Origin of the sequence: Sphingorhabdus sp., assembly GCF_029865925.1 — a bacterium.
Classification (GTDB): domain Bacteria; phylum Pseudomonadota; class Alphaproteobacteria; order Sphingomonadales; family Sphingomonadaceae; genus Sphingorhabdus_B.
The window spans coordinates 1-21,112 of sequence record NZ_JARXAI010000029.1; the positions used below are offsets into that span (position 1 = coordinate 1).

Sequence of the window (21,112 nt, forward strand, 5' to 3'; positions counted from 1 at the left end):
CCTTATCAGACTGAAGGTCCGTCAAACAGCCGGATGAAAAAGCGGCTGTATCGATACACGAATAACATCGATTCCGCAATTGTGCTCAAACGTCTCCATCATCGTTAAAGTCCAAGGCGTTCTTACGCACCGAAATACCAAGCAATTTAAGCTTCCGGTGCAAAGCCGAGCGCTCCATACCAACAAAGGTAGCCGTCTTCGAGATGTTCCCCGAGAAACGCTTAATCTGCACACGAAGATATTCCCGTTCAAACGCTTCGCGTGCTTCCCGTAATGGCGCGCCCATCAAAGACGTCACATTATGCTCTGCGCCTTCATAGCTATTGATAACTTCCGACGGAAGCATGTCGGCTTCTATCGTTACAATGCCGTCAGCTGGCGCCATTATAATCGTACGTTCTATGATGTTGCGCAACTGGCGGACATTGCCTGGCCATTCGCACGCTTGTAGCGCCGCCAAGGCATCGTTGGAAAAATTTGGCGGCGAAATGCGCTGCTCGGATGCAAAACGGGCGGCATAATGGCGGACAAGGTCGGGTATATCTTCACGCCGCCCAGATAATGGTGGTATTTCAACAGGAACGACGTTTAGCCTGTAAAAAAGGTCTTCACGAAACCGACCCTCCGAAATTTCAACCGCCAGATCGCGCGCCGTTGCGGACACAAAGCGAACGTCCACCCTAATTTGTCGGTCACCGCCTACACGCACAAAGCTTTGGTCCGTAAGGACGCGCAGGATTTTGCCTTGTGTTGTAAGTGGCATATCCGCCACTTCGTCGAGGAACAAAGTCCCGCCATGGGCCTTTTCTAGCATGCCTGCCTGAAAAAGGTGCCCATCTCGTTCAATACCGAATAGTTCTTCGTCAAACCGTTCCGGCGAAAGACGGGCGGCGCTAACCGATATAAAGGCAGACCCTGCCCGCGGGCTCCAGCTATGCAGCAAACGCGCCGCGACTTCTTTTCCAACCCCTGCAGGTCCGGTAATAAGCATCCGGCTGCCCGTGCCTGCAACCTTTTTCAGCGTCGCACGCACCGCGTTGATTGACGCCGAAGACCCTGTCAGTTCTTCCGAATGCCCAACCCGTGCCTTCAGTACGGCATTTTCGGCTCGAAGCCTTTCAGTTTCGGTTGCCTTCGCCACCAAGTGCAATAACTTGCTAGCTTCAAAAGGTTTCTCAATGAAGTCAACGGCGCCCTGGCCAATAGCCGCCACAGCGGTATCGATGTTACCATGGCCAGAGAACACAATAACCGGAATTTGCGGGTCGCGAACCTTGATCACGCGCAACAGTTCGATGCCGTCCATTGATGAACCCCGCAACCAAACGTCGAGCAGTATTAAGGATGGCAAACGCTCATCCAGCGCAGCCAGTGCATCATCCGCCGAAGATGCAGTTCTGGTGCCGTAGCCCTCGTCTTCCAAAACACCGGAGACCAGATCTCTAATGTCTTGCTCATCGTCTACAATCAGTATGTCGAGTGCCATAATCAGCCCATAACCTCATCTGAATTGGAAGGAGGTAAGGAGGATTTCGCTTTCCCCACCTTGGATGCAACGTTTTCGGGGTGAAACTTTAGCGTGACAATTGCCCCTGCCGGCTCGTTGTCCGAAAGCGAAATTTCGCCAAAATGCTCTTCAATAATCTTCTTTACAATCGCCAGACCAAGACCAGATCCGGTAGCACGATTGGTAATGTAAGGCTCCATGATCCGCTGCCTGTCCGATGGCAAACCAATGCCATTATCTGCTATTCGAATGATTAACGCCTTGTCCTCCATCAAGAGATCAACGGATATCGCGCCATCAACCGGTATCTTTTTCCGTTTTTCGTCAATAGATTCAGCCGCATTTTTAAGAATGTTGGTAACTGCTTGCCCCAACTGCCGGCGGTCCGAAATAAGTGGCGAAATTTGCCCTTCTCGGCGGTAGTTAAACACAATATCGGGATGCGCCACCTCAAAGAGAAATACCGCATGGCCGACGATATCGTGCACATTCTCGGCACGAAACAGAGGCTTTGGCATACGTGCAAAGGACGAAAACTCATCAACAATATTACGCAAATCTCCCACCTGACGGACAATTGTGCTGGTCAATTGTTCAAATATCGCTTGATCTTGCGGGATGTTCTTACCGAACCTGCGTTGCAATCGTTCCGCGGCCAATTGGATGGGTGTCAGTGGATTTTTGATTTCATGCGCAATGCGGCGTGCGACATCCGACCAAGCAGCACGGCGTTGGTCAGCCAATTGCTGGCTAATGTCTTCGAACGTCACCACATTGCCCTGCGCACGCGGCGAAACCGTGACTGCGACTGTAACCGGCTCTGGCCCATCGCCGAGCTGCACAACGCCGCGCGCGCTTTCGCTTACCAAAGCGGCCAACGCGGGCGCGACCAAGGTGAATTGCTGCCCCACGATAGTTGTCGATGCGTTCTTCAAAAGCTTTTCAGCGGTCGAATTGGCCAATTCGACGACTCCATTGCCATCAACTGATATAACGCCAGCGGAAACGGACTCCAAGACCGCCTCGATGAACAACCGTCGCTCGCCAAGTTGATGGTTTGTTGCAAGCAACACGCCGGTTTGTGCCTGTAAGCGCTCAGTCATGCGGTTGAACGATTGCGACAGAAACCCAACCTCGTCCTCGCGAAACTCGTCTATACTGACCCGCGCAGACAGGTCACCATCCGCAATTTGCTGGGCCGCATCCACGAGGCTGTTCACAGGACGCACGAGGCGATCAGCGACCCGCAGGGCTACCCACAACGTAATTCCAATAATCATCAACGATACAAAATAGAGCGCGAGATTGAACTGGATTTGAAGCGCGCGTGAACGCGCAACCATCTTGTCGTAATCTTCAAGCACGGATTGCGCGCGCGCACCCAAGGCAAATGAAGGGACAGTTTCCGCTCGCCTGACGTATAAATAGGTTCTTGGACTGTCAAACAACACGACAACTGCATCGATATTGTTAGGGCTAACGGTCACAACGAAATTTTCGCCGGACTTAAGTTTTCGCAACGCTTCGCTACTGATCCAATTACCACGCGGTTTTTCCGCCAACACAGCCTCTGTATTTTGCTGCCCATTGGGACTGATTGTCACAATCGCGGATTCACTTAGCTTACGGTTCAAAACCTGCTGGGGATATGCAATTTCGAGAAATTCTGAACTGTCGATTTTGACTTGCGACAGAATGTACCGGATATCGCCAGCCATCGTAACAGTCTCGGCCCCGACATCGCGCACTTTCTCGTCATAATATCCCTTCGCTAGCTCGCCTGCATTTTGCAGCATCCCGCGTGCGGATCCAGAAAACCAGAACTGAACCCCGCTTTGAAAAAGCAATGATGCAAAAATAACCAGCAAGACAGTTGGCACTGCAGTAATTGCGGAAAATATGGCGACCAGACGCACATGCAGTAATTGTTTACTGCCTATGTTGCTATTCTCCGCCCGCTTGAGTGCAACACGCCGCCCGAACAACACCAGAAGTAATGTTGCTGGCAATAAATTACCCACCAACATCGTTGCGGATGCAGCTGGTGCAAGGGGTTCTGACTGCTGCCCCTGCCCGATCAAAAGCGACGCGGTTACAACGCCAGCGAGAACAATCATCACTGCGCTTGCGATTTCGAGAAATTTTATCGACTGGCCGTTACCCAACAGGTCAGCAAGCCATTCAAAAAGGCGACGGGGGGCGGAAGGTATTGACGTATCCTTCGTTAGTCCATTTGTTGCCATAAAGTCACTGTGGCATTCCTTGCGTTGCCTGAAAAGCACAAAATTATGGTCCAAATGCCACGTGTCGCGTTAAGTGCTCATTCTAGCGCCCACCGGAGGGACCAATCCCATAATCGGTCAGCTTCTTGCGCAGTGTGTTGCGATTAATCCCGAGCAAGGCCGCCGCTTTCAACTGATTACCTTTCACCTGCCGCATCACATGTTGAAGCAGCGGAATTTCAAATTGCGCCAGCGCGCGCGGATATAAATTCTCACGTGTTGAACCGCGTTGCCGATGATCGCGCAAAAATTGCGCTACCGCCGCCTCAAAACTTGCGCCTTGGATAGACGGCTCGGCATCCTGCGCAGGTTCAATAAACTGCATTATAGTGGCGTCAGTGATGACGTCTTCGCGACACAGCAATGCAAGCCGGTAGATAAGATTTTTCAGTTCGCGAATATTGCCGCGCCACGGCATCGCCATCAACTGGCTAACGGCATTGTCATCAATTTTCCGGATAGGCAGGCCATCCTTCGCCGCCATGATCAGGAAATGCTGCGCGAGTAAGCCGATGTCTTCGGTGCGTTCGCGTAACGGCGGCATCTGGATAGGTACGACATTCAAGCGATAGTATAAATCTTCCCGAAAGCGGCCCTTTTCAATCAAGGCCGGCAAGTTCTGGTTGGTCGCAGCGAGGATACGCACATCAAGCCGAATGCTCGCCTTTCCGCCAATGCGGCTTATGACACCGCTTTGTAGCGCGCGTAGCAAACGCGTTTGGGCATGCATCGGCATGTCGCCGATCTCATCGAGGAACAAAGTTCCGCCTTGCGCCTGCTCAAACCGACCAATCGACTGGCCAACAGCGCCGGTAAACGCTCCTTTTTCGTGACCGAAAAGCTCTGCCTCAATCAACTCGCTCGGGATTGCAGCCATATTGACGGCGACGAACGGGCCAGTCTTACGCTGGCCAAGATTGTGGATAGCCTCGGCCACCAATTCCTTGCCGGTGCCGCTTTCACCAGAGATCAAGACGGATAGGTCGTTCCGCAGCAACCGTGCGACCATGCGGTAAACATCCTGCATAGCTGCGCTGCGACCGATCATTGGTAGATTGGCTTCGGTGAGCGATTCAAATGGATCTGCTGACGTCGACCGCCGTTTTTCGATGCCTTGTTTTACCGCGAGAACGAGGTCGTTCAAGTCAAACGGCTTTGGGAAATATTCGAATGCGTCAATCTCGCTGGCCCGCACGGCAGTTTCCAATGTATTCTGCGCAGACATGATGATGACAGGTATGTCGGGCAATTTTTCCATCGCCTCTTTCAACGTCGTCAAACCATCGCTGTCCTTCAACATGACGTCAGTCAGCATCAGGTCGAAATGCCCGCTGGCCAGCACTGTATCGCGTGCGGCCACAGAATCGCATAACTGCGTTTCGATATTCTCGGCTTGAAGTGCTGCACTGACCACCAGACCAATGGACACATCGTCCTCAACGATAAGTACCCGTGGCAGCTTCATACGTTTACTTTCCCTGATGCAACCGGCAGCAACAGGCGGAAAATAGTCTGCCCCTGTGCGCTGTCGCGCTCAAACAAAACGCGGCTGTTCATCTGCTGCACCAGTTTGCGGACAATCGCTAGGCCAAGCCCCTGCCCGTCGCGCTTGGTGGTGACAAAGGGCGAAAACAGCTCATCGACGATGTGATCAGGCACGCCGGGTCCATTGTCTGAAATGGCGATTTCGACCGGTAGCTTAATCGAGCGACGGTCGGCGTCTGCATCACGTAGAGCGCCACTCATCACAAAGCGGGTGGATATCCCGACGACGCCGTCCAAGCGCCCCTGCAACGTGTCTGTCGCGTTCTGCAGCAGATTGATAAGCACTTGCACCATCCCGTCGGCATCAATCAGCACATCTGGCAAGGACGGGTCATAATTTATTGAAATTTCTGGCATTGCGCGATTTGCGGCGCGCAGGGACTGGATAGCGCGTTCAATCAGCAAATGGATATTGGCGGGCGCAAGTTCCGCCGGTTCCGAACGGCCAAGCTTTTGCATCTGGTCCAGCAGCCGCGCGATGCGGTCCACTTCGTTGACGATTAAATCTGTCAACGCGACATTTTTTTCATCAACTTGCCGTGCAAGCAGTTGCGCCGCGCCTTTGATACCGGCCAAGGGGTTTTTGATTTCATGGCCCAGTATTGCTGGCGCCCCCATGGCCTGTTGTTGCCCGCCGTCACGTTGATCCCCAATATGCTCACGACCGCCATTGCGCGGCGATATGATGGCTATTCTCCAATCTGGGTCCTTGGACACCGAAGATAGGCTAATATCGACTGTAATGAGCCCGTGAGGGGTTTTTAGCTCCATATCTTGTGCAGAGATATCGCTATCAAACGAGCGCAGAGCAGCATTCATCCGCTCGCTTGCAAAGATGAGGGTTTCGTCGACCCGCTGGCCTTCAAGCCGGCGCTTGCTCCGCCCGAAGAACGCTTCACTGGCGTCGTTGGCATAATCGATACAATGATCGGGAGAAATCAGCAGCACTGGGACTGAAATACTCGCCAGCATCTGACCATAATCGGGACGATGCGTGTCTTCCGACATATCTCAGGCTGCCGCTCTTGTCAAAAATGGTGTATAAAACCTTGTAAGCTCGTCAATGACGACATTGGGGTCATCTATCCGATTCATAAAATTCCGGAATTCGGCTGAGCCATTCAAGCCCTTTGTATACCAGCCAATATGCTTTCGGGCGATGCGCACACCTACCTCACTGCCATAATGATCAAGCATTGCGCGATAATGGTCGATGATCAGATGAAACTGTGCGTCTATATTCGGATCATCAATGGTTTGACCTGTACGGAACCAGTGCATCATTTGCCCCAAAAGCCAGGGCTTTCCATAAGCACCGCGACCAATCATGACGCCATCGGCGCCACTTTGCGCTAAAGCGGCCTGCGCGTCGGCAATATTGCAAATGTCGCCATTTACAATCACGGGCAACGCCACAGCGTCCTTAACCTTGCGCACAAAGGCCCAGTCAGCTGACCCCTTATACATTTGGTTCCGTGTGCGACCATGAACGGTAATCATCTTTGCGCCCAAATCTTCTGCAATCCGGGCAAGTTCTGGCGCATTCAGGGATCCATGGTCCCAGCCCATGCGCATTTTGACGGTAACTGGTACCGATACAGCCTTTACTGTTGCTTCAATAAGGCTTGCCGCCAAGGGCAAGTCGCGCATTAAAGCCGAGCCAGCATCACCATTCACAACTTTTTTAACGGGGCACCCCATGTTAATGTCAATTATCGCCGCGCCACGATCTTCATTCAGCTTCGCCGCCTCACCCATTTCATAGGGTGTGCAACCGGCAAGCTGCATGGAAACAGGCTCTTCAATTGCGTCCCATTCGCATTTCTGAATGCTTTGCCGCGTTTCGCGGATCATAGCCTGACTGGCGATCATCTCGGTCACGTTTAGCCCCGATCCAAATTGCCTCACTATCTTGCGAAATGGCATATCCGTGACGCCCGTCATAGGCGCCAGAATGACAGGGCAATCAATATCGATATTGCCGATCTGAATGGGTTTAAGTTGCATCTTCAAATACTGCCTAAAATTTAGGCAGTCCGTTACCCGCTTTCAGCTTGGCGAGCAAGTCTGCTGTCGCTAGAGCGCGCAAATGGCTTCTCGTCCAAACACTGTCGCTTTGATCGTCGCCGCAGGCGCAGGCAGCCGTGCTGGCGGGGCGCAGCCGAAGCAATATCGCCTTGTGCGCGGCAAGCCAATGCTGTGGCACAGCTATGCCGCATTGTCGGGGCATAAGGCTATTGATCAGGTCTATATAGCCATTGGAGCTGGGCAAGAGGGTCAAGCAGGGTCCGCAATCGCAGGTTTGAACGAACCGATGTTTGTTATAGGCGGCGCTTCACGGCGTGAAAGCGTGTTTCATGGGCTTCAAGCGATAGCCGCAAATGGCGGGGCGGAACAGGTTCTTATTCACGACGCTGCGCGGCCATTTCTTCCCACTCACGTCATTGATGATTTGCTTGCCGCGCTCATTTTGGCACCGGGCGCCGTCCCTGCCCTCCCCGTTGTTGACAGCCTTTCACGCGGGGATGATGTGCTGTCCGAAACCGTTGCGCGCGAAAATCTTTGGCGCATTCAAACGCCCCAGGCCTTCGCCTTTCAGGATATTTACGCAGCGCACCAGACGTGGACAGGTGAAGAGCCCAGCGACGATGCGCGGATGCTCATGGCGCATGCTGGCGAAGTGCGCATCGTTTCAGGCTCGGAAACGCTGAATAAATTCACATTCTCAAGCGATTTTACAGGATATGATATGCCTTCATTCAGAAGTGGCAATGGTTTCGACGTTCATCGCCTAGTGCCCGATGCTGAACTGTGGTTGTGCGGGGTGCAGATACCGCATGACCGTGGTCTTGCTGGCCACAGCGACGCCGATGTTGCCATGCACGCGCTGACTGACGCGATCTTGGGCGCCATCGCACAGGGCGATATTGGCGACCATTTCCCGCCAAGCGACCCGCAATGGCGCGGTGCCTCATCCGATCGCTTTCTCGCGCACGCCATGAAACTGGCGCGCGAAGGCCGCTTTGAACTTTCAAATGCCGATGTGACGATTATTTGCGAGCAGCCCAAAATAGGCCCGCTTCGTGGACAAATGCGCGCGCGCTTGGCTGAAATAATGTCTGTTGATGTGGACCGTATATCGGTAAAGGCAACAACAACCGAAATGCTTGGTTTTACTGGCCGAGGCGAAGGCATTGCTGCACAAGCCACCGCAACTTTTGAGAAAATCTAAAATGGATTCTGTTTTACCTTCCGAGATTGCCGAACTGGCTGCGCGTGTGGTTGCCGAAAACAAGGCTGCGGGCCGCACCGTTGCTGTTGCTGAAAGCTGCACCGGTGGTCTTGTTGCCGCCGCCATTACCGAGGTGCCAGGCAGTAGTGCCGTGTTGGGCTATGGCTTTGTTACATATAGCAACGATGCGAAGATAAAGCTGCTCGGCGTCAATGAGGACATCATTGATGCATTTGGTGCCGTATCGGTTGGCGTTGCATGGGCAATGGCGCAAGGCGCGCTGAAGAAAAGCGGCGCGGACATTGCTGTGGCGATTAGCGGTGTGGCTGGCCCGGACGGCGGAAGCGCGATGAAGCCCGTTGGCACGGTAGTTTTTGCCGTTGCGGTGAAGGGCCAGAACCCGAATGAGGTTGTGGGGGATCAAAAATCCTTTGGATCAGATAAAAGCCGCGCCGATATCCGTGCATTCGCAACGCTTCATGCGTTGGGGTTGTTGCTACCGCCGACACCATAAAGGGCATTCGCACGGTCAATAAACGCGGTTGTCATCTTGCGCAGCGCGGCATCGAAGAACTGGCCTGCAAGCGCCTCAAACACGCGGTTGCGGAACGAAAAGTCCACCGTAAAGTCAACGATTGAGCCGCCAGTATCGACATCCTCAAATGTCCACGCGTTATGGAGATGCTTCATTGGACCGTCGAGATAATCGACGACAATGGACGATTTCGGCGTTTTTACTACCCTGCTGCTGAAGGTTTCGCGCAAGGCTTTGAAGCCGACGATCATATCCGCCAGCATCTCGTCTTCCGCGTCCTTACGAATGCGAATGGCGCTCACCCAAGGCAGAAACTCTGGATAGCGGTTCACGTCGGCCACCAGATCATACATTTGCGCCGCGCTATGCGGAAGGCTGCGGCGTTCGTGATGATGCGGCATGGGTCGCTTTGGTCCTAGCGCGCCTTAGCGAGTTGGGCAGCCCGGGCATCGCGCATCTTGGCAAAATCATCCCCGGCATGGTAGCTTGAGCGCGTCAACGGGCTCGACGCCACCAACAAGAAGCCTTTGGCACGTGCAATTGCTGCATACGCATCAAAGGCAGCAGGTGTTACAAAATCCATAACTTTGGTATGCTTTGGAGTAGGCTGCAGATATTGGCCCATTGTCAGGAAATCGATGTCGGCACTTCGCATGTCATCCATGACCTGATGCACCTCCATTCTTTCTTCACCCAATCCAAGCATCACGCCAGATTTTGTAAAGATAGACGGGTCATGCCGCTTCACCGTTTCTAACAAACGCAGCGACGCATAATAGCGCGCGCCAGGCCGTATTGTTGGGTACAGCCGCGGCACGGTTTCAAGGTTGTGATTGTACACATCAGGGCGCGCGGTAACGATCGCCTCAATCGCCGACTGCGCTTTGTTACGGAAGTCAGGCGTCAGAATTTCAATCGTCGTGTTTGGCGTATTGCGGCGCAGCGCCTCAATGACCTTCACAAACTGGCTGGCGCCGCCATCGGGCAAGTCATCGCGGTCAACGGACGTAATGACAATATGTTCAAGGCCCATCTTGGCCGCTGCAATCGCCACATGCTCTGGTTCAAGCGGGTCAACCGCGCGTGGCATCCCTGTTTTAACGTTGCAGAACGCACAAGCCCGTGTGCAAACATCACCGAGGATCATCACTGTAGCATGCTTCTTCGTCCAGCATTCGCCGATATTGGGACACGCCGCTTCTTCACACACCGTGTTTAAATTGAGTTCGCGCATCAAGCGGCGAGTCTCATTAAAACCATCCCCCATCGGCGCTTTCACTCTGATCCAGTCAGGTTTGCGTTCTCTCACGGGGCGTTCTGGCAAGACAATAGGTGCATTCATGATGTTCGAATAGCCGTCGAGCAGCTTGTTGCCAACTGCAACTTGCGTGCTAAGGGTTGCAAAGTCTGTCAGGGAGCTAAAATGATATTAGATACTCTCACATCGCCATTGATATTGTTCTTTGTTCTGGGATTTATCGCTGCCGCGCTGAAATCAGACCTAAGTATTTCGGAAGCGTTTGCCAAGGCCATGTCGATCTATTTGATGGCGGCGATCGGCCTAAAGGGTGGAGTTGAGGTATCTAAAACCAGTATCACCCCCGAAATATTAATCGCAGCTGCTGCTGGCCTTGCCTTAAGTTTCTTATTGCCGTTGCTGGCGTTCGCGTTGTTGAGAAGCATTGGGAAGCTCTCCAAAGTCGATGCAGGCGCTGTTGCCGCACATTATGGTTCAGTCAGTGTCGTGACGTTTGTAACGGCGGTCGAGCTGCTTACTGGTGAAGGTCTTAGCCCGGCGGGATATATGGTGGCCGTTCTTGCGCTGATGGAAACCCCTGCAATCATAACAGGATTAACGCTTGCACGCCGCGACGACGCAAATTCTGACGAGAAAAATTCAACGCCCTGGCATGAAGTTCTCACAAATGCGTCTGTCATGCTGTTGGTTGGCAGCTTCATCATAGGAGCCGTTGCGGGGGCCAAGGGTTTTGCGGCCGTTAAGCCGCTTTTTGACACGGGCTTTCGCGGGGTGCTGTGCCTGTTCCTGCTAGACATGGGCCTCATCGCTGCACGTCGTCTGATACAAACACGTAAAATGACATTGCGGCTGATGTGTCTTGCAATATTGCTTCCCTTATTGAACGGTACCATCGGAACAGTCGTCGGCACCGTCATAGGCCTTGATGTGGCTTCGGCAGCAGCATTAGGTATTTTGGCGGCTAGCGCCTCCTACATCGCCGTTCCTGCGGCAATGCGTCTTGCCCTTCCCCAAGCTGATCCAGGCATCTATCTTAGCATGTCACTTGGCGTTACTTTCCCTTTCAACATCATCTTCGGCATCAGTATTTTTGCCGCACTCGCTCAAAGTTTAGGATGACATATGGTACAGACCGTTCCACGAAAACGTATTGAAATCTTGGTCGATTCACCTCTTGTCCCGCGTATTGTCAGCAAGTTGAAGGCTGTAGATATTTCAGGGTGGAGCGTCATTCATGTGGATTCCGGCGGAGGGCGTGGCGGCGAATGGCAGCACGACGACGTTACCGGTGCCAGTGCCAAGACAATCGTGCTGGCTATCGCATCCGACACAAAAACGGCACAGTTAATGGACGCAATTGCGCCATTGCTTGATAGCTATGGCATGCTGCTCACGGTAGGTGACGTTCAGGTTGTCAGAGGCGAGCGTTTTTAATGCCCGAATTTGCAGTTCTCGTAGAGGGTTATCAAAGGTTCAAATCTGACGGCTATGTTCGCCAGAAAGCGCGTTACGACGCACTTGCCAGCGACGGTCAGTCACCGCCAATAATGATTATCTCATGCTGTGACAGCCGCGTCGATCCGGCCACGGTTTTTGACACCACGCCTGGGCAAGTGTTTGCTTTGCGCAACGTCGCAAGCCTTGTGCCTCCATATGAGACTGGCGGCGGTCTTCATGGCGTGTCGGCAGCCATTGAATTTGGTGTTTTGGGCCTTGAAGTGCGCCATATCGTTGTGCTTGGGCATGCCCAATGCGGCGGAATAAAAGCGTCACTAGAGGGTGCGAACCTCGGCCATGGTAGCCATAGCTTCATTGACAACTGGGTCGACATCATTCGTCCTGCCCGTGACAAAATACTCGGTTCATCTTCGCAGGATCCGCAGCGCGATCTTGAACTAGACGCGGTTCGTGTAAGCCTAGCTAACCTGCGTAGTTTTCCCTTTATTGCGGCGCGCGAGCAATCAAAGCGGTTGAAACTGCACGGCGCCTATTTTGGTATTGCCGACGGAAACCTATACGTTCTGAATGATGAGAACGACATGTTCGAGGTACAATGACGGATTTAATCAGCCAACCTGCATATTATGACGATCTGGGACTGAGCTTTGAAGAAGCATGGAACATCGTCGAAGCTGGCAGCACCGATCGGCACAGTCCTGCACATATGCCGGCAGTTGGAACCGTCGATGAAACAGGCGCGCCACAACTGCGTATAATGATCCTGCGTGACGCTTCGCGCGTTGCGCGAACGCTGCGCTTCCATACAGATTTGCGTTCCATCAAGGCTGCGCAAGTCCGCAACAATGGCGCAACCAGCGTTCTGTTTTACGACATGTCGGCTAAGCTTCAAATTCGGATGACAGGTCAGACGCAGTTGTTGCCCATTGGCGACGTTGCGGACACAGCATGGAGCAGATCAACCCCATTTGCTCGGCGTTGTTACATGGCGGAGGCTGCACCCGGATTGCCCATCGCAGGACCTTCATCAGGCCTGCCCGAATGGATACAAGGTAAGAAACCCGATGAAGCCCAGTTGGCCGATTACCGTCAAAATTTTTCGACTATGCTGGTGGAAATCCAATCCGTCGAATGGCTGTATTTGGCAAACCCCGGCCACCGCCGGGCGCGCTGGCAGTGGCAGGATGCACAGAAATCATGGCAAGGGAATTGGCTCGTCCCCTGAGGCGCTAGATTTTTCCAGACAGGCTGAATTCACGAACGTGTTACGCGCCAACGCATCCTCTTACACGGAAGCAAGGAGTTCGCGCTTCATGCCATCATCAACGCGTCATTTTCTTGTAAGTTGCACGATGCGGACGCGTTGCCTCGTCGCCAAGGCGGGCAATCTTGTCCTCTTCATAAGAACCAAAATTGCCTTCGAACCATTCAACATGGCTGTCACCTTCGAAAGCCAAGATATGTGTTGCCAGTCGGTCAAGGAAGAAACGGTCATGGCTGATGACCACAGCGCAACCAGCGAAGCTTTCAAGCGCCTCTTCAAGTGCGGACAAGGTTTCTACGTCAAGATCGTTCGTTGGCTCATCGAGCAAAAGTACGTTGCCGCCCTCTTTCAACATCTTTGCCATGTGCACGCGGTTACGTTCACCGCCCGACAGTAAACCAACCTTTTTCTGCTGGTCCGTGCCCTTGAAGTTAAACGCACCAACATAGGCCCGGGTCGGCGTTTCATGCTTACCAAGCTTCATGAAGTCCGCTCCGCCGGAGATTTCTTCCCAAACATTCTTGTTGGGATCCAAATCGTCACGGCTCTGATCGACAAATCCAAGCTTTACGGTTTCGCCAATGTCTACCTCGCCAGAATCAGGCACTTCTTGGCCTGTAATCAAACGGAACAACGTCGATTTACCTGCGCCGTTCGGCCCGATCACACCTACGATGCCGCCCTGCGGGATGGTGAAGGAGAGGTTTTCGAACAGAAGCTTGTCACCATAAGCTTTGGTGACATTCTTCACCTCGATAACCTTACTGCCAAGACGCTCGGGAATCTGAATGACGATTTGCGCTTTGCCAGGTGTACGGTTTTCCTGAGCCTGAACCAATTGGTCGAAGGATTTGATCCGCGCTTTTGACTTGGTCTGTCGGGCTTTTGGGCTTTGCCGAATCCACTCCAACTCGTCCTTGATCGCCTTTTGCCTTCCAGCGTCTTCGCGCGATTCCTGCTCGAGCCGTTTGCCCTTCTTTTCCAGATAGGTCGAATAATTGCGTTCATAGACAAAATAACGACCGCGATCGAGCTCAAGTATCCAGCTAACCACATTGTCGAGGAAATAGCGGTCATGGGTTACAAGTATGACGTTGCCCTTATAATCGACCAGATGCTTTTCCAGCCAAGCCACTGATTCTGCATCAAGGTGGTTGGTAGGTTCGTCGAGCAGCAGTATATCAGGCTTTTCAAGCAACAGACGCGTAAGCGCGATTCGACGCTTCTCACCACCAGAAAGGCTCGTCACGGGGCTATCACCTGGAGGGCAGCGCAGAGCGTCCATTGCAAGCTCAAGCTGACTATCTAGCGACCAACCATCAACGGCATCAATCTTTTCCTGAAGCGTACCCATTTCCTCCATGAGCGCGTCAAAATCGGCATCTTCGGGTGGGTCACCCATGATCATCGAAATCTCGTTGAAGCGATCCACCAAGTCAGCAACCGGGCGGACACCATCCATAACGTTTTCGCGCACGGTCTTGTTGGGGTCCAATTCTGGCTCCTGCGCCAGATAACCAACGCGGATATGTTCGCCAGGCCATGCTTCACCGGTAAATTCAGTGTCCATCCCAGCCATGATTTTCATCAGCGTAGATTTACCCGTGCCGTTCGGGCCAACGATCCCAATCTTCGCATCCGGGTAGAATTGCAGATTGATATTGCTAAGAACGGGCTTGCTTGCGCCGGGGAAGGTTTTTGTCATTCCCTTCATTACGAAGCTATATTGGGCTGCCATGGGGATCAGTTCCTGTGTTGCATTACTTTGATTTGGCCGCTTCCCTAGCTATCTGCACGATTCCTCGCAAGGTGGGATTGTAAAACTGTGTGATGGGATTAAGTCTTATCGCCATGAAAAAACACATCACCCTGCTCGCCGCAGCATCTTCGCTGTTCCTGACCCCTTCGCTTGCATCCGCTGCACCAGCTAAATCCAATGATGAGATAATCGCCGGACTGCGCGACAATGCGCTTAAAGCTGATAACATTGCTTACGATATTGTCGAAGGCCTTACGACCGAGATTGGTCCGCGACAGGGTGGTACAGCAGCAGAAGCACGTGCCCGTGTTTGGGCAGTGGCAAAGTTAAAGGCGCTGGGTTTTGAGAATGTGCGGGTTGAAGAATATCAGATGCCAACATGGGTCCGCGGCGGCGAGACAGCTGAAATAACGGCACCATTCGCGCAGAAGATGGCCGTTGCGGCGCTGGGCAATAGCGCAAGCACGGGCGACGCCGGCATTGATGCAGAGATCGTCTATTTCCCAACAATCGACGATTTGCGCGCGACGCCCGATGGCAGCTTAAAGGGCAAGATCGCATTTGTGAGCCATAATATGAAGGCAACGCAGGACGGAAGCAGCTATGGCGCATTTGGCCCTGCCCGCTTTGTCGGTCCGAACATTGCCGCAAAAAAGGGCGCGGCGGCTATCGTTATTCGCTCCATTGGGACCGACTACCATCGCAATCCGCACACTGGAAACACGAATTTCGAACCCAGTGTAACACCAATTCCGGCTGGCGCCCTATCAATACCCGATGCCGAAAATCTGGAACGCATGATCGCACGGGGCAAGCCAGTGCGCATGAAATTAAAACTGACGCCACAGAATGTTGGTATGCAGACCTCGGGTAATGTGCTGGCTGAAGTAAAAGGCTCTAATCCCGATTTACCAATCATCGTCATTGCTTGTCATTTGGATAGTTGGGACCTTGGCACGGGCGCAATTGACGATGCCGCAGGCTGCGGCATTATTGGCGCTGCTGCAAAGCATCTGAAATCAATGGGCCAACCAAAACGTACCGTCCGCCTGCTTTGGGCCGGTGCTGAAGAAGTCGGGATTTGGGGTGGCCGCGATTACGGCGAAAAGCATGCAAGCGAGCCACATGCCTTTGCCATGGAATCCGATTTTGGAGCAGGTAAGGTTTGGGCTGTTGACTTCAACCTTCCTAACAGCGCTAGCGCCCTGCGCATGAAAGTTACATCAGCGCTCGCGCCATTGGGCGTTGTGCCTCGCAAGGATACCGCAGGCGGCGGCGCGGATGTGGGTGCCATCATTGCTGCGCAAAAGCTTGGCATCATAGATTTGCAACAGGATGGCACAAAATATTTCGACCTGCACCACACGCCCGATGACACATTGGACAAGATTGATAGATCCGAATTGCGTCAAAATGTGGCCGCATGGGTCGCGACCCTGGCCTATATTGCCAATTATGAAGGCGAATTGAAACCTGAGCCTGCCCAATGAGTTATAGCCCAGCCTTATTGCTATCCTTATTAATGCTCACCGGGTGTAATGGCACTCCAGCGGCCACAGAAGGCACCACTGAGCAAAGTGGCGCTCCGGTATTTACGCAGCAGGACGAACTGGCTAAGCAGAAGCTGACAATTGAGCAGGCCGCCGCAGAAGCAACCAAGTTGGTTGAGGCGGACGCAAAGGCCCAAATTGAGGCGGCAGTGCCAACCGCAACGGAACCTGCGCAATAACCTAAAGTGCTTGGTTTTGAGTCCCCTCTTCGCAGATTCTTATAACACAAGAGGCTGCAGCTTGCCTACTTTCGCGCATAGTTTCTAGGAACGATATCCTAACATCCGCGTTGGTTTGATATGATCAACCAACACGTACCGCAACGCTGGCTCGCATGGGCCGAAGTGCCCCGCGCATTGTTCGCTATGGCTAATCTGCCATATCACTGGACAGAGCTCTCCTCTGCTCCTCAGGGGGATCAGCGCCCTGTCTTCGTTATTCCCGGGATTGGCATGACGGACCGGTCGACGCTTATTCTGCGGCGTTATCTGAGCTTTCTAGGGTATAAGGTGCATGCTTGGGAACTGGGCCGCAATCTTGGTGCCAAAACAATTGGCTTGCGCAATGAGCTGCTAATAGAACGGGTAAAATCCGTTCACAACGCGGCGCAAAGGCCAGTGACCTTGATTGGTTGGAGCATGGGCGGAATTATGGCGCGTATGGTTGCAAGACGTCACCCAAAACTGATATCTCAAGTCATCTCGCTTGGTTTGCCATTTGCGGGCGATCCATTCGCAAGCAGCGCATTTGAAGTCTATGAACGCCTTAGCGGACATAGCCTGAAAGCACCTATCGCGCAGATACAGATTGCCGAAAGTAAGCTTCCCCTGCCCGTACCGGCGGTTTCATTTTATTCAAAAAGCGACGGCATTGTGTCGTGGCAAGCCTGTCTTGAGCCAGAAACGCCAAGTGTGCGAAACATCCCCGTGCGTTGCGCCCATTGCGGTTTTGGCTTCAGTGCGGAGGTGCTTCGGGCCATTGCTGACCGATTGGCCATTACATCCAGCAATTTGGTGCCAATGTTGAGCACAGCGGAACCAAAAGAGACCTATGCGTGCGCCTAGACGTGCCCATCGCAGATGCTTGAGCCAGAATTCTTTTAGTGGAATGCGGCCAGCAAAAAAGCTGCCACGCTCAGGAACGTCCCAAAAGGCAGGCGTAATGGAAGCGCTCCATAACGGACATAGGCCTTAGTGACATGTACGAAACCGATTAGGCACGCCAAGAGCAACGTCATCGGCAAAAGCTGCCAGCCCAGCCAGATACCAATCGCCCCAAATAATTTGGGATCGCCGCCGCCCATGCCTTCTTCGCTCCGGATTTTTCGGAACCCCTGACGGATGGCCTCCAGCGATAAAAACCCCAAAGCACCGCCAATGACCCGATCTGTCCAAATACTATCGGGTAAAAGAAAATAACCACCGACAGTTCCTACCCCTGCAAGGGCGATCACAAGCCGGTTAGGCAACCATAATCGCTGATAATCCAATATGATCAATGGCAGCAACAGCCAACCAAACACGGCCATAGCCAGAGCTGACTCGCTCGGAACCAAAAGTATCGCCAATAGTCCAATCGCAGCGGAGATTAGCTCGGTATATAAAGCGCCGACACCAATGCTTTGGCGACAATATCGGCATTTGCCCCTGAGCAGAGCAAAGGAGAAAATCGGAACAAGGTCCTTAGGCGCAAGCGTCGTCTGACATGCATCACACCGTGATCGTCCGTTTGATATCTGCTCTCCAAATGGCCAGCGGCTGCACAAGGCAGCAACGAAACTGCCCCAAATTGCGCCCAAGATGACGAACGAGATCAGCTGATACCAGAAAGGCAGGGCGAACTGCACCTCACCCAATGACGACAAAAGCTTGCTCAGAACCGACCCTTTTGGACAAGCCGGTAGCCACCTGCCACTGGACGGAATCCCGAGAGGTTCAAAAGCGCTGCTTGGTCGCCTCTGTTGGCATCAAGCGTTACTGCAATGGTGTATGTCCCGTCAGCTGACAGACGGATATCAGATCGCTCCATACCCGATTGACTGACCAGTGGCAGCAACAGACGTGCACCATCACAGCGTGGTTTGCCGAGCATCCCGTTTTGCAGGTTGAGCCCTGGTACACTGTCGGACAGGGTCAGGCGCACTTGTCCCTCGGCTTCGATGCATCTACCTGCAGCAAAACGTGCCGAGAAGCCTTCAAACTCGATGTTTTCTGCCGGAAATGGCGCCAAAAGCGAACCGACTGGCAAAGTGGCATTAAGATCATGGACCGACATACCCCCAATCCCGCGCGCAACAGAAGCAGTTATCCCGGGAGCCAAGGGTGCATCGCCGCGCGATACCAGAAATTCTGCACGACCCAGAAACAATGGCCATATCAACAAGCGCGCGTTGACGTCACCAACGGGCAAGGTGCCCAAGCGCAGATCGCGTACCGAGCCATCCCAGATAATGCCCTCAACCTTACGTGCTGTTACGCCTTCGCCTCCGACAACCGCACGCAAGGGTATAAAAATTACAAGGAAAACCCCGAGTATCGCAGCCAAGGCAATGACGTATCCACGTTTCATTGTGCACCCATCTGCATTTGGGCCTCAACAGTCACGGTTCCATTGGCTCCAGACCGCAAGGTGGCCGTGCGCACGACAATATTTTGTCCCTCCAACTCGTTTACCCAAGCCAGAAAAGCCGGTGCTCGCGCCTGGTCAATACGAATGCTGATCTGACCCGGCGCTGCGTTTGTAGACTTTATGACATCAAAGCCTTTTTCAGCTGCACTCTGAGTAACCAACAGGCCAATGTCCGCGGCAGCAGCCATGGGCGCAACCGACCGCTGACCTTGTGTCGATGCGACCTTGGCCACAATTCGGCCCCGGCGCTGCACCGCCTCATCAAGGTCTAACGCAGCTTTTTCTACAACGGACAGTGCTGGCATAATGATTGCGAAAACAGCGATAGACAACCCCGCCAAGATACCGGCTGTCGCCACCAGCCATTTCTCTCGCTGCGTCAGGGCTGCAAACCATAAACGAACCGATTCTATCATGGCATCCTCATGGTGATATCGACCAATGTTGAACCGCTTGCATCTTGGCGCGGGGTCGCCGTAATTTTAAAACCGTCTTGCTGAATGCCCAGAAGCGTTTTGTTGATGTTATCCGCTGTGGGGGCTGCGAGAACAACGGACAAAATGCCGTCAGGCGTGAAACGCATCTCTCGTACCGATACGTTAGGCGAAGCCTTAACACTACGCCACAAGGCGGCGGAAAGCGGTGTAAAGCTTCCCTGCACAATACCCTTTCGATTTAACGCGTTGGTGAGCGCACTTTCGGCTTGGTTTATGTCTTGAATAGATGGGTCAATTTTCTGTGCAGCCGCCAATGCGGTGTCGTTTTCGGTTTTGGTAGCGATCCAGTATTTCAACAGCGTCACCAGAGTAATCAACACCGTAAGAGCAACGATGGCTATCAATATCCGCTGTAACCAGGTGCGTTGCGGTTCGGTTGTCCAAACCGCTCGCTCCCTTTTTGCAAATATTCCTTCGCGCATGTTCAGCACGGGTGCGGCGCTTGCCGATAGCAGCATAGACCGTAGGGCATTTGTTTCTATGTCGATCGCCTTGTCGGCAACAACGAATATATCGCGAAGAACCTGTTCATCTGGAATGGCTATTCCGGAACCGCGCAATACCGAAACGCCGTCCAGTTCCGCCTTGAAAAAGCCATCCGGACCGGTGTTCAAAACGAGTGCGAGAGGAACGACGATATCAGGATTTATACGCCGCGCTGCAAGCCGGTCTAGGCCATATTGCATGACGTCTGGTGCGATGGCCGCGGTTACCGAGGACCCGTCAAAATCCACCCCGGCACTGCAATGAACCAAACCAAGGGCTTGTTCGGACGCACGCAGTTTGGAAACAGTAATGGCTTGACGTGCTTCAAGTTCCGGAAAGGTGAACCAATTGTTTCGGACATCCTGAGGCGCCACAACCGCCATTACCGTTATATCGTCGGCTGTAGCCTCAAACTCTGACAAAAGCCCCGCCGCTTCCCACACGCCTTCGGATACCCGAAAAATGGTAGGGTCATCACCCACTGTCGTGGGAAAGCGCGTGAGCATAAGGGTCACTCCTCATGCCCCCAGCTGCGCCAGACAACACGCGCAGGCGCAGGCACAGGAGAAGCTACAATCATCGATTGTCCAGCAAGGGTCAGTTCGCCAAATGAAACTTGCGTGTTCAAAAGGAAATAGTTGCTCGTCAGTTTAACTTGCCCTTGCACCTGAGAAGTCGGCTCAAGTGCCGCAAGTTCAGGTGCGGCCCAGAATCGAATAAGACTGCCATAGCCATTCGAAGGCCGCTTGGCGAGATAGCTGCGCGCGGTCGATAGGTTCATCTTACCAGGCGCAAATAGCATCGCCAACAAAGGTGCTTGCTCAGGCAGTAATGTGTTTACGTTCAGCGGAGATAAGGCTGATGTAGGTAGAGCACAAATCCAGTCTTGAAGCTTGGCATAAACAGCTGGCGTTATGCCCTTCACCGCCCGAAGTTCACTCGGGTGTGCGAATAGCCTGTTGGCAGCCAGATAGGGTGTTGTTGTAGACCGATATGCCTCATCTTCCACACCATTGGCAACTGGCGTAACATCACTGTCCGCCCAATCTGTGGCCGCTGCGGCTATATTGCGCGCAGTATTTTCATCAGTGCCCAAAGCGACCATCAGTGA

The 21,112-nt window shown here is 53.1% G+C and carries 22 protein-coding genes; 9 read left to right on the forward strand and 13 right to left on the reverse strand.

Annotation, left to right across the window (positions count from 1 at the left end; translation table 11 throughout):
- Positions 1 to 85: 85 nt before the first annotated feature.
- The 5 genes from QE270_RS03015 to dusB all read right to left on the reverse strand — a co-directional run bounded on the left by QE270_RS03015 (position 86) and on the right by dusB (position 7,341).
- Positions 86 to 1,486, reverse strand: coding sequence for a sigma-54 dependent transcriptional regulator (locus tag QE270_RS03015; RefSeq protein ID WP_300034962.1), 1,401 nt, complete (start codon positions 1,484 to 1,486; stop codon positions 86 to 88).
- A gap of 2 nt (positions 1,487 to 1,488) precedes the next feature.
- Positions 1,489 to 3,750, reverse strand: coding sequence for an ATP-binding protein (locus tag QE270_RS03020; RefSeq protein WP_300034965.1), 2,262 nt, complete (start codon positions 3,748 to 3,750; stop codon positions 1,489 to 1,491).
- Between the two features lie 82 nt (positions 3,751 to 3,832).
- A complete protein-coding gene (locus QE270_RS03025; RefSeq protein WP_300034968.1) occupies positions 3,833 to 5,254 on the reverse strand; it encodes a sigma 54-interacting transcriptional regulator in 1,422 nt (473 codons plus the stop codon).
- Positions 5,251 to 6,342, reverse strand: a complete 1,092-nt coding sequence (locus tag QE270_RS03030; protein ID WP_300034971.1) for an ATP-binding protein — start codon at positions 6,340 to 6,342, stop codon at positions 5,251 to 5,253. Before QE270_RS03030 ends, QE270_RS03025 begins: the two co-directional genes overlap by 4 nt.
- 3 nt (positions 6,343 to 6,345) lie before the next feature.
- On the reverse strand, positions 6,346 to 7,341 hold the full coding sequence (gene dusB, locus QE270_RS03035; RefSeq protein WP_300034973.1) for a tRNA dihydrouridine synthase DusB: 996 nt from the start codon (positions 7,339 to 7,341) through the stop codon (positions 6,346 to 6,348).
- An 82-nt stretch (positions 7,342 to 7,423) separates the two neighbouring features.
- Between dusB and QE270_RS03040 the strand changes: the two genes are divergently transcribed.
- Both QE270_RS03040 and QE270_RS03045 read left to right on the forward strand, forming a co-directional pair.
- A complete protein-coding gene (locus QE270_RS03040; protein WP_300034976.1) occupies positions 7,424 to 8,566 on the forward strand; it encodes a bifunctional 2-C-methyl-D-erythritol 4-phosphate cytidylyltransferase/2-C-methyl-D-erythritol 2,4-cyclodiphosphate synthase in 1,143 nt (380 codons plus the stop codon).
- 1 nt (position 8,567) lies between these two features.
- Complete coding sequence (locus QE270_RS03045) at positions 8,568 to 9,080, forward strand: CinA family protein (protein ID WP_300034979.1); 513 nt, start codon at positions 8,568 to 8,570, stop codon at positions 9,078 to 9,080.
- On the opposite strand, the gene QE270_RS03050 is transcribed toward QE270_RS03045, so the two are convergent.
- Both QE270_RS03050 and lipA read right to left on the reverse strand, forming a co-directional pair.
- Entirely contained in the window at positions 9,044 to 9,502 is a 459-nt protein-coding gene (locus QE270_RS03050; protein ID WP_300034982.1) for a type II toxin-antitoxin system RatA family toxin, read from the reverse strand. The two genes, QE270_RS03045 and QE270_RS03050, sit on opposite strands and share 37 nt — an antisense overlap.
- Positions 9,503 to 9,516: 14 nt before the next feature.
- Entirely contained in the window at positions 9,517 to 10,443 is a 927-nt protein-coding gene (gene lipA / locus QE270_RS03055; protein WP_300034985.1) for a lipoyl synthase, read from the reverse strand.
- An 81-nt stretch (positions 10,444 to 10,524) separates the two neighbouring features.
- Between lipA and QE270_RS03060 the strand changes: the two genes are divergently transcribed.
- From QE270_RS03060 to QE270_RS03075, 4 genes are read left to right on the forward strand one after another with little or no spacing between them, the layout of a single operon-like run.
- Positions 10,525 to 11,478: a sodium-dependent bicarbonate transport family permease gene (locus QE270_RS03060; protein WP_300034988.1), complete on the forward strand. Its 954-nt coding sequence runs from the start codon at positions 10,525 to 10,527 to the stop codon at positions 11,476 to 11,478.
- Between the two features lie 3 nt (positions 11,479 to 11,481).
- Positions 11,482 to 11,793, forward strand: coding sequence for a transcriptional regulator (locus tag QE270_RS03065; RefSeq protein ID WP_300034991.1), 312 nt, complete (start codon positions 11,482 to 11,484; stop codon positions 11,791 to 11,793).
- Positions 11,793 to 12,416: a carbonic anhydrase gene (locus QE270_RS03070; protein WP_300034994.1), complete on the forward strand. Its 624-nt coding sequence runs from the start codon at positions 11,793 to 11,795 to the stop codon at positions 12,414 to 12,416. The genes QE270_RS03065 and QE270_RS03070 overlap by 1 nt, the downstream gene beginning before the upstream one ends.
- Positions 12,413 to 13,042 carry a pyridoxamine 5'-phosphate oxidase family protein gene (locus tag QE270_RS03075; RefSeq protein ID WP_300034997.1) on the forward strand — a complete coding sequence of 210 codons (630 nt, stop codon included), beginning with the start codon at positions 12,413 to 12,415 and terminating at the stop codon, positions 13,040 to 13,042. The genes QE270_RS03070 and QE270_RS03075 overlap by 4 nt, the downstream gene beginning before the upstream one ends.
- A gap of 97 nt (positions 13,043 to 13,139) precedes the next feature.
- Here QE270_RS03075 and ettA read toward each other — a convergent pair whose 3' ends face one another.
- On the reverse strand, positions 13,140 to 14,819 hold the full coding sequence (gene ettA, locus QE270_RS03080; protein WP_300035000.1) for an energy-dependent translational throttle protein EttA: 1,680 nt from the start codon (positions 14,817 to 14,819) through the stop codon (positions 13,140 to 13,142).
- Positions 14,820 to 14,932: 113 nt separating this feature from the next.
- Here ettA and QE270_RS03085 point away from each other — a divergent pair, with 113 nt between their 5' ends.
- The 3 genes from QE270_RS03085 to QE270_RS03095 all read left to right on the forward strand — a co-directional run bounded on the left by QE270_RS03085 (position 14,933) and on the right by QE270_RS03095 (position 17,454).
- Entirely contained in the window at positions 14,933 to 16,330 is a 1,398-nt protein-coding gene (locus QE270_RS03085; RefSeq protein WP_300035002.1) for a M28 family peptidase, read from the forward strand.
- Positions 16,327 to 16,569: a hypothetical protein gene (locus QE270_RS03090; protein WP_300035005.1), complete on the forward strand. Its 243-nt coding sequence runs from the start codon at positions 16,327 to 16,329 to the stop codon at positions 16,567 to 16,569. The genes QE270_RS03085 and QE270_RS03090 overlap by 4 nt, the downstream gene beginning before the upstream one ends.
- A 120-nt stretch (positions 16,570 to 16,689) precedes the next feature.
- Entirely contained in the window at positions 16,690 to 17,454 is a 765-nt protein-coding gene (locus QE270_RS03095) for an alpha/beta fold hydrolase (RefSeq protein ID WP_300035008.1), read from the forward strand.
- Between the two features lie 35 nt (positions 17,455 to 17,489).
- Here the strand turns inward: QE270_RS03095 and QE270_RS03100 are convergent, their stop codons facing one another.
- The 5 genes from QE270_RS03100 to gspK form a co-directional block, all read right to left on the reverse strand.
- Positions 17,490 to 18,254 (reverse strand): A24 family peptidase, encoded by a 765-nt coding sequence (locus tag QE270_RS03100; RefSeq protein WP_300035011.1) that lies wholly within the window; start codon positions 18,252 to 18,254, stop codon positions 17,490 to 17,492.
- An 8-nt stretch (positions 18,255 to 18,262) separates the two neighbouring features.
- Positions 18,263 to 18,958: a type II secretion system protein N gene (locus QE270_RS03105; RefSeq protein WP_300035014.1), complete on the reverse strand. Its 696-nt coding sequence runs from the start codon at positions 18,956 to 18,958 to the stop codon at positions 18,263 to 18,265.
- A complete protein-coding gene (gene gspM / locus QE270_RS03110) occupies positions 18,955 to 19,434 on the reverse strand; it encodes a type II secretion system protein GspM (RefSeq protein WP_300035017.1) in 480 nt (159 codons plus the stop codon). The genes QE270_RS03105 and gspM overlap by 4 nt, the downstream gene beginning before the upstream one ends.
- Positions 19,431 to 20,507 (reverse strand): hypothetical protein, encoded by a 1,077-nt coding sequence (locus tag QE270_RS03115; protein ID WP_300035020.1) that lies wholly within the window; start codon positions 20,505 to 20,507, stop codon positions 19,431 to 19,433. The genes gspM and QE270_RS03115 overlap by 4 nt, the downstream gene beginning before the upstream one ends.
- A 5-nt stretch (positions 20,508 to 20,512) precedes the next feature.
- Positions 20,513 to 21,112 (reverse strand): type II secretion system minor pseudopilin GspK (gene gspK, locus QE270_RS03120; RefSeq protein ID WP_300035023.1); only part of this gene is annotated, 600 nt, incomplete at its 5' end.

Bases quoted from the DNA above. Each gene is read 5' to 3' on its own strand.
- QE270_RS03085 (WP_300035002.1), top strand. From the start codon at position 14,933: ATGAAAAAACACATCACCCTGCTCGCCGCAGCATCTTCGCTGTTCCTG.
- QE270_RS03050 (WP_300034982.1), bottom strand. From the start codon at position 9,502: ATGCCGCATCATCACGAACGCCGCAGCCTTCCGCATAGCGCGGCGCAA.
- QE270_RS03075 (WP_300034997.1), top strand. From the start codon at position 12,413: ATGACGGATTTAATCAGCCAACCTGCATATTATGACGATCTGGGACTG.
- QE270_RS03030 (WP_300034971.1), bottom strand. From the start codon at position 6,342: ATGTCGGAAGACACGCATCGTCCCGATTATGGTCAGATGCTGGCGAGT.
- QE270_RS03065 (WP_300034991.1), top strand. From the start codon at position 11,482: ATGGTACAGACCGTTCCACGAAAACGTATTGAAATCTTGGTCGATTCA.
- QE270_RS03105 (WP_300035014.1), bottom strand. From the start codon at position 18,958: ATGAAACGTGGATACGTCATTGCCTTGGCTGCGATACTCGGGGTTTTC.
- QE270_RS03020 (WP_300034965.1), bottom strand. From the start codon at position 3,750: ATGGCAACAAATGGACTAACGAAGGATACGTCAATACCTTCCGCCCCC.
- QE270_RS03070 (WP_300034994.1), top strand. From the start codon at position 11,793: ATGCCCGAATTTGCAGTTCTCGTAGAGGGTTATCAAAGGTTCAAATCT.
- QE270_RS03060 (WP_300034988.1), top strand. From the start codon at position 10,525: ATGATATTAGATACTCTCACATCGCCATTGATATTGTTCTTTGTTCTG.
- QE270_RS03115 (WP_300035020.1), bottom strand. From the start codon at position 20,507: ATGCTCACGCGCTTTCCCACGACAGTGGGTGATGACCCTACCATTTTT.
- QE270_RS03095 (WP_300035008.1), top strand. From the start codon at position 16,690: ATGATCAACCAACACGTACCGCAACGCTGGCTCGCATGGGCCGAAGTG.
- QE270_RS03015 (WP_300034962.1), bottom strand. From the start codon at position 1,486: ATGGCACTCGACATACTGATTGTAGACGATGAGCAAGACATTAGAGAT.
- QE270_RS03045 (WP_300034979.1), top strand. From the start codon at position 8,568: ATGGATTCTGTTTTACCTTCCGAGATTGCCGAACTGGCTGCGCGTGTG.
- lipA (WP_300034985.1), bottom strand. From the start codon at position 10,443: ATGAATGCACCTATTGTCTTGCCAGAACGCCCCGTGAGAGAACGCAAA.
- ettA (WP_300035000.1), bottom strand. From the start codon at position 14,819: ATGGCAGCCCAATATAGCTTCGTAATGAAGGGAATGACAAAAACCTTC.
- QE270_RS03025 (WP_300034968.1), bottom strand. From the start codon at position 5,254: ATGAAGCTGCCACGGGTACTTATCGTTGAGGACGATGTGTCCATTGGT.
- dusB (WP_300034973.1), bottom strand. From the start codon at position 7,341: ATGCAACTTAAACCCATTCAGATCGGCAATATCGATATTGATTGCCCT.
- QE270_RS03040 (WP_300034976.1), top strand. From the start codon at position 7,424: ATGGCTTCTCGTCCAAACACTGTCGCTTTGATCGTCGCCGCAGGCGCA.
- gspM (WP_300035017.1), bottom strand. From the start codon at position 19,434: ATGATAGAATCGGTTCGTTTATGGTTTGCAGCCCTGACGCAGCGAGAG.
- QE270_RS03090 (WP_300035005.1), top strand. From the start codon at position 16,327: ATGAGTTATAGCCCAGCCTTATTGCTATCCTTATTAATGCTCACCGGG.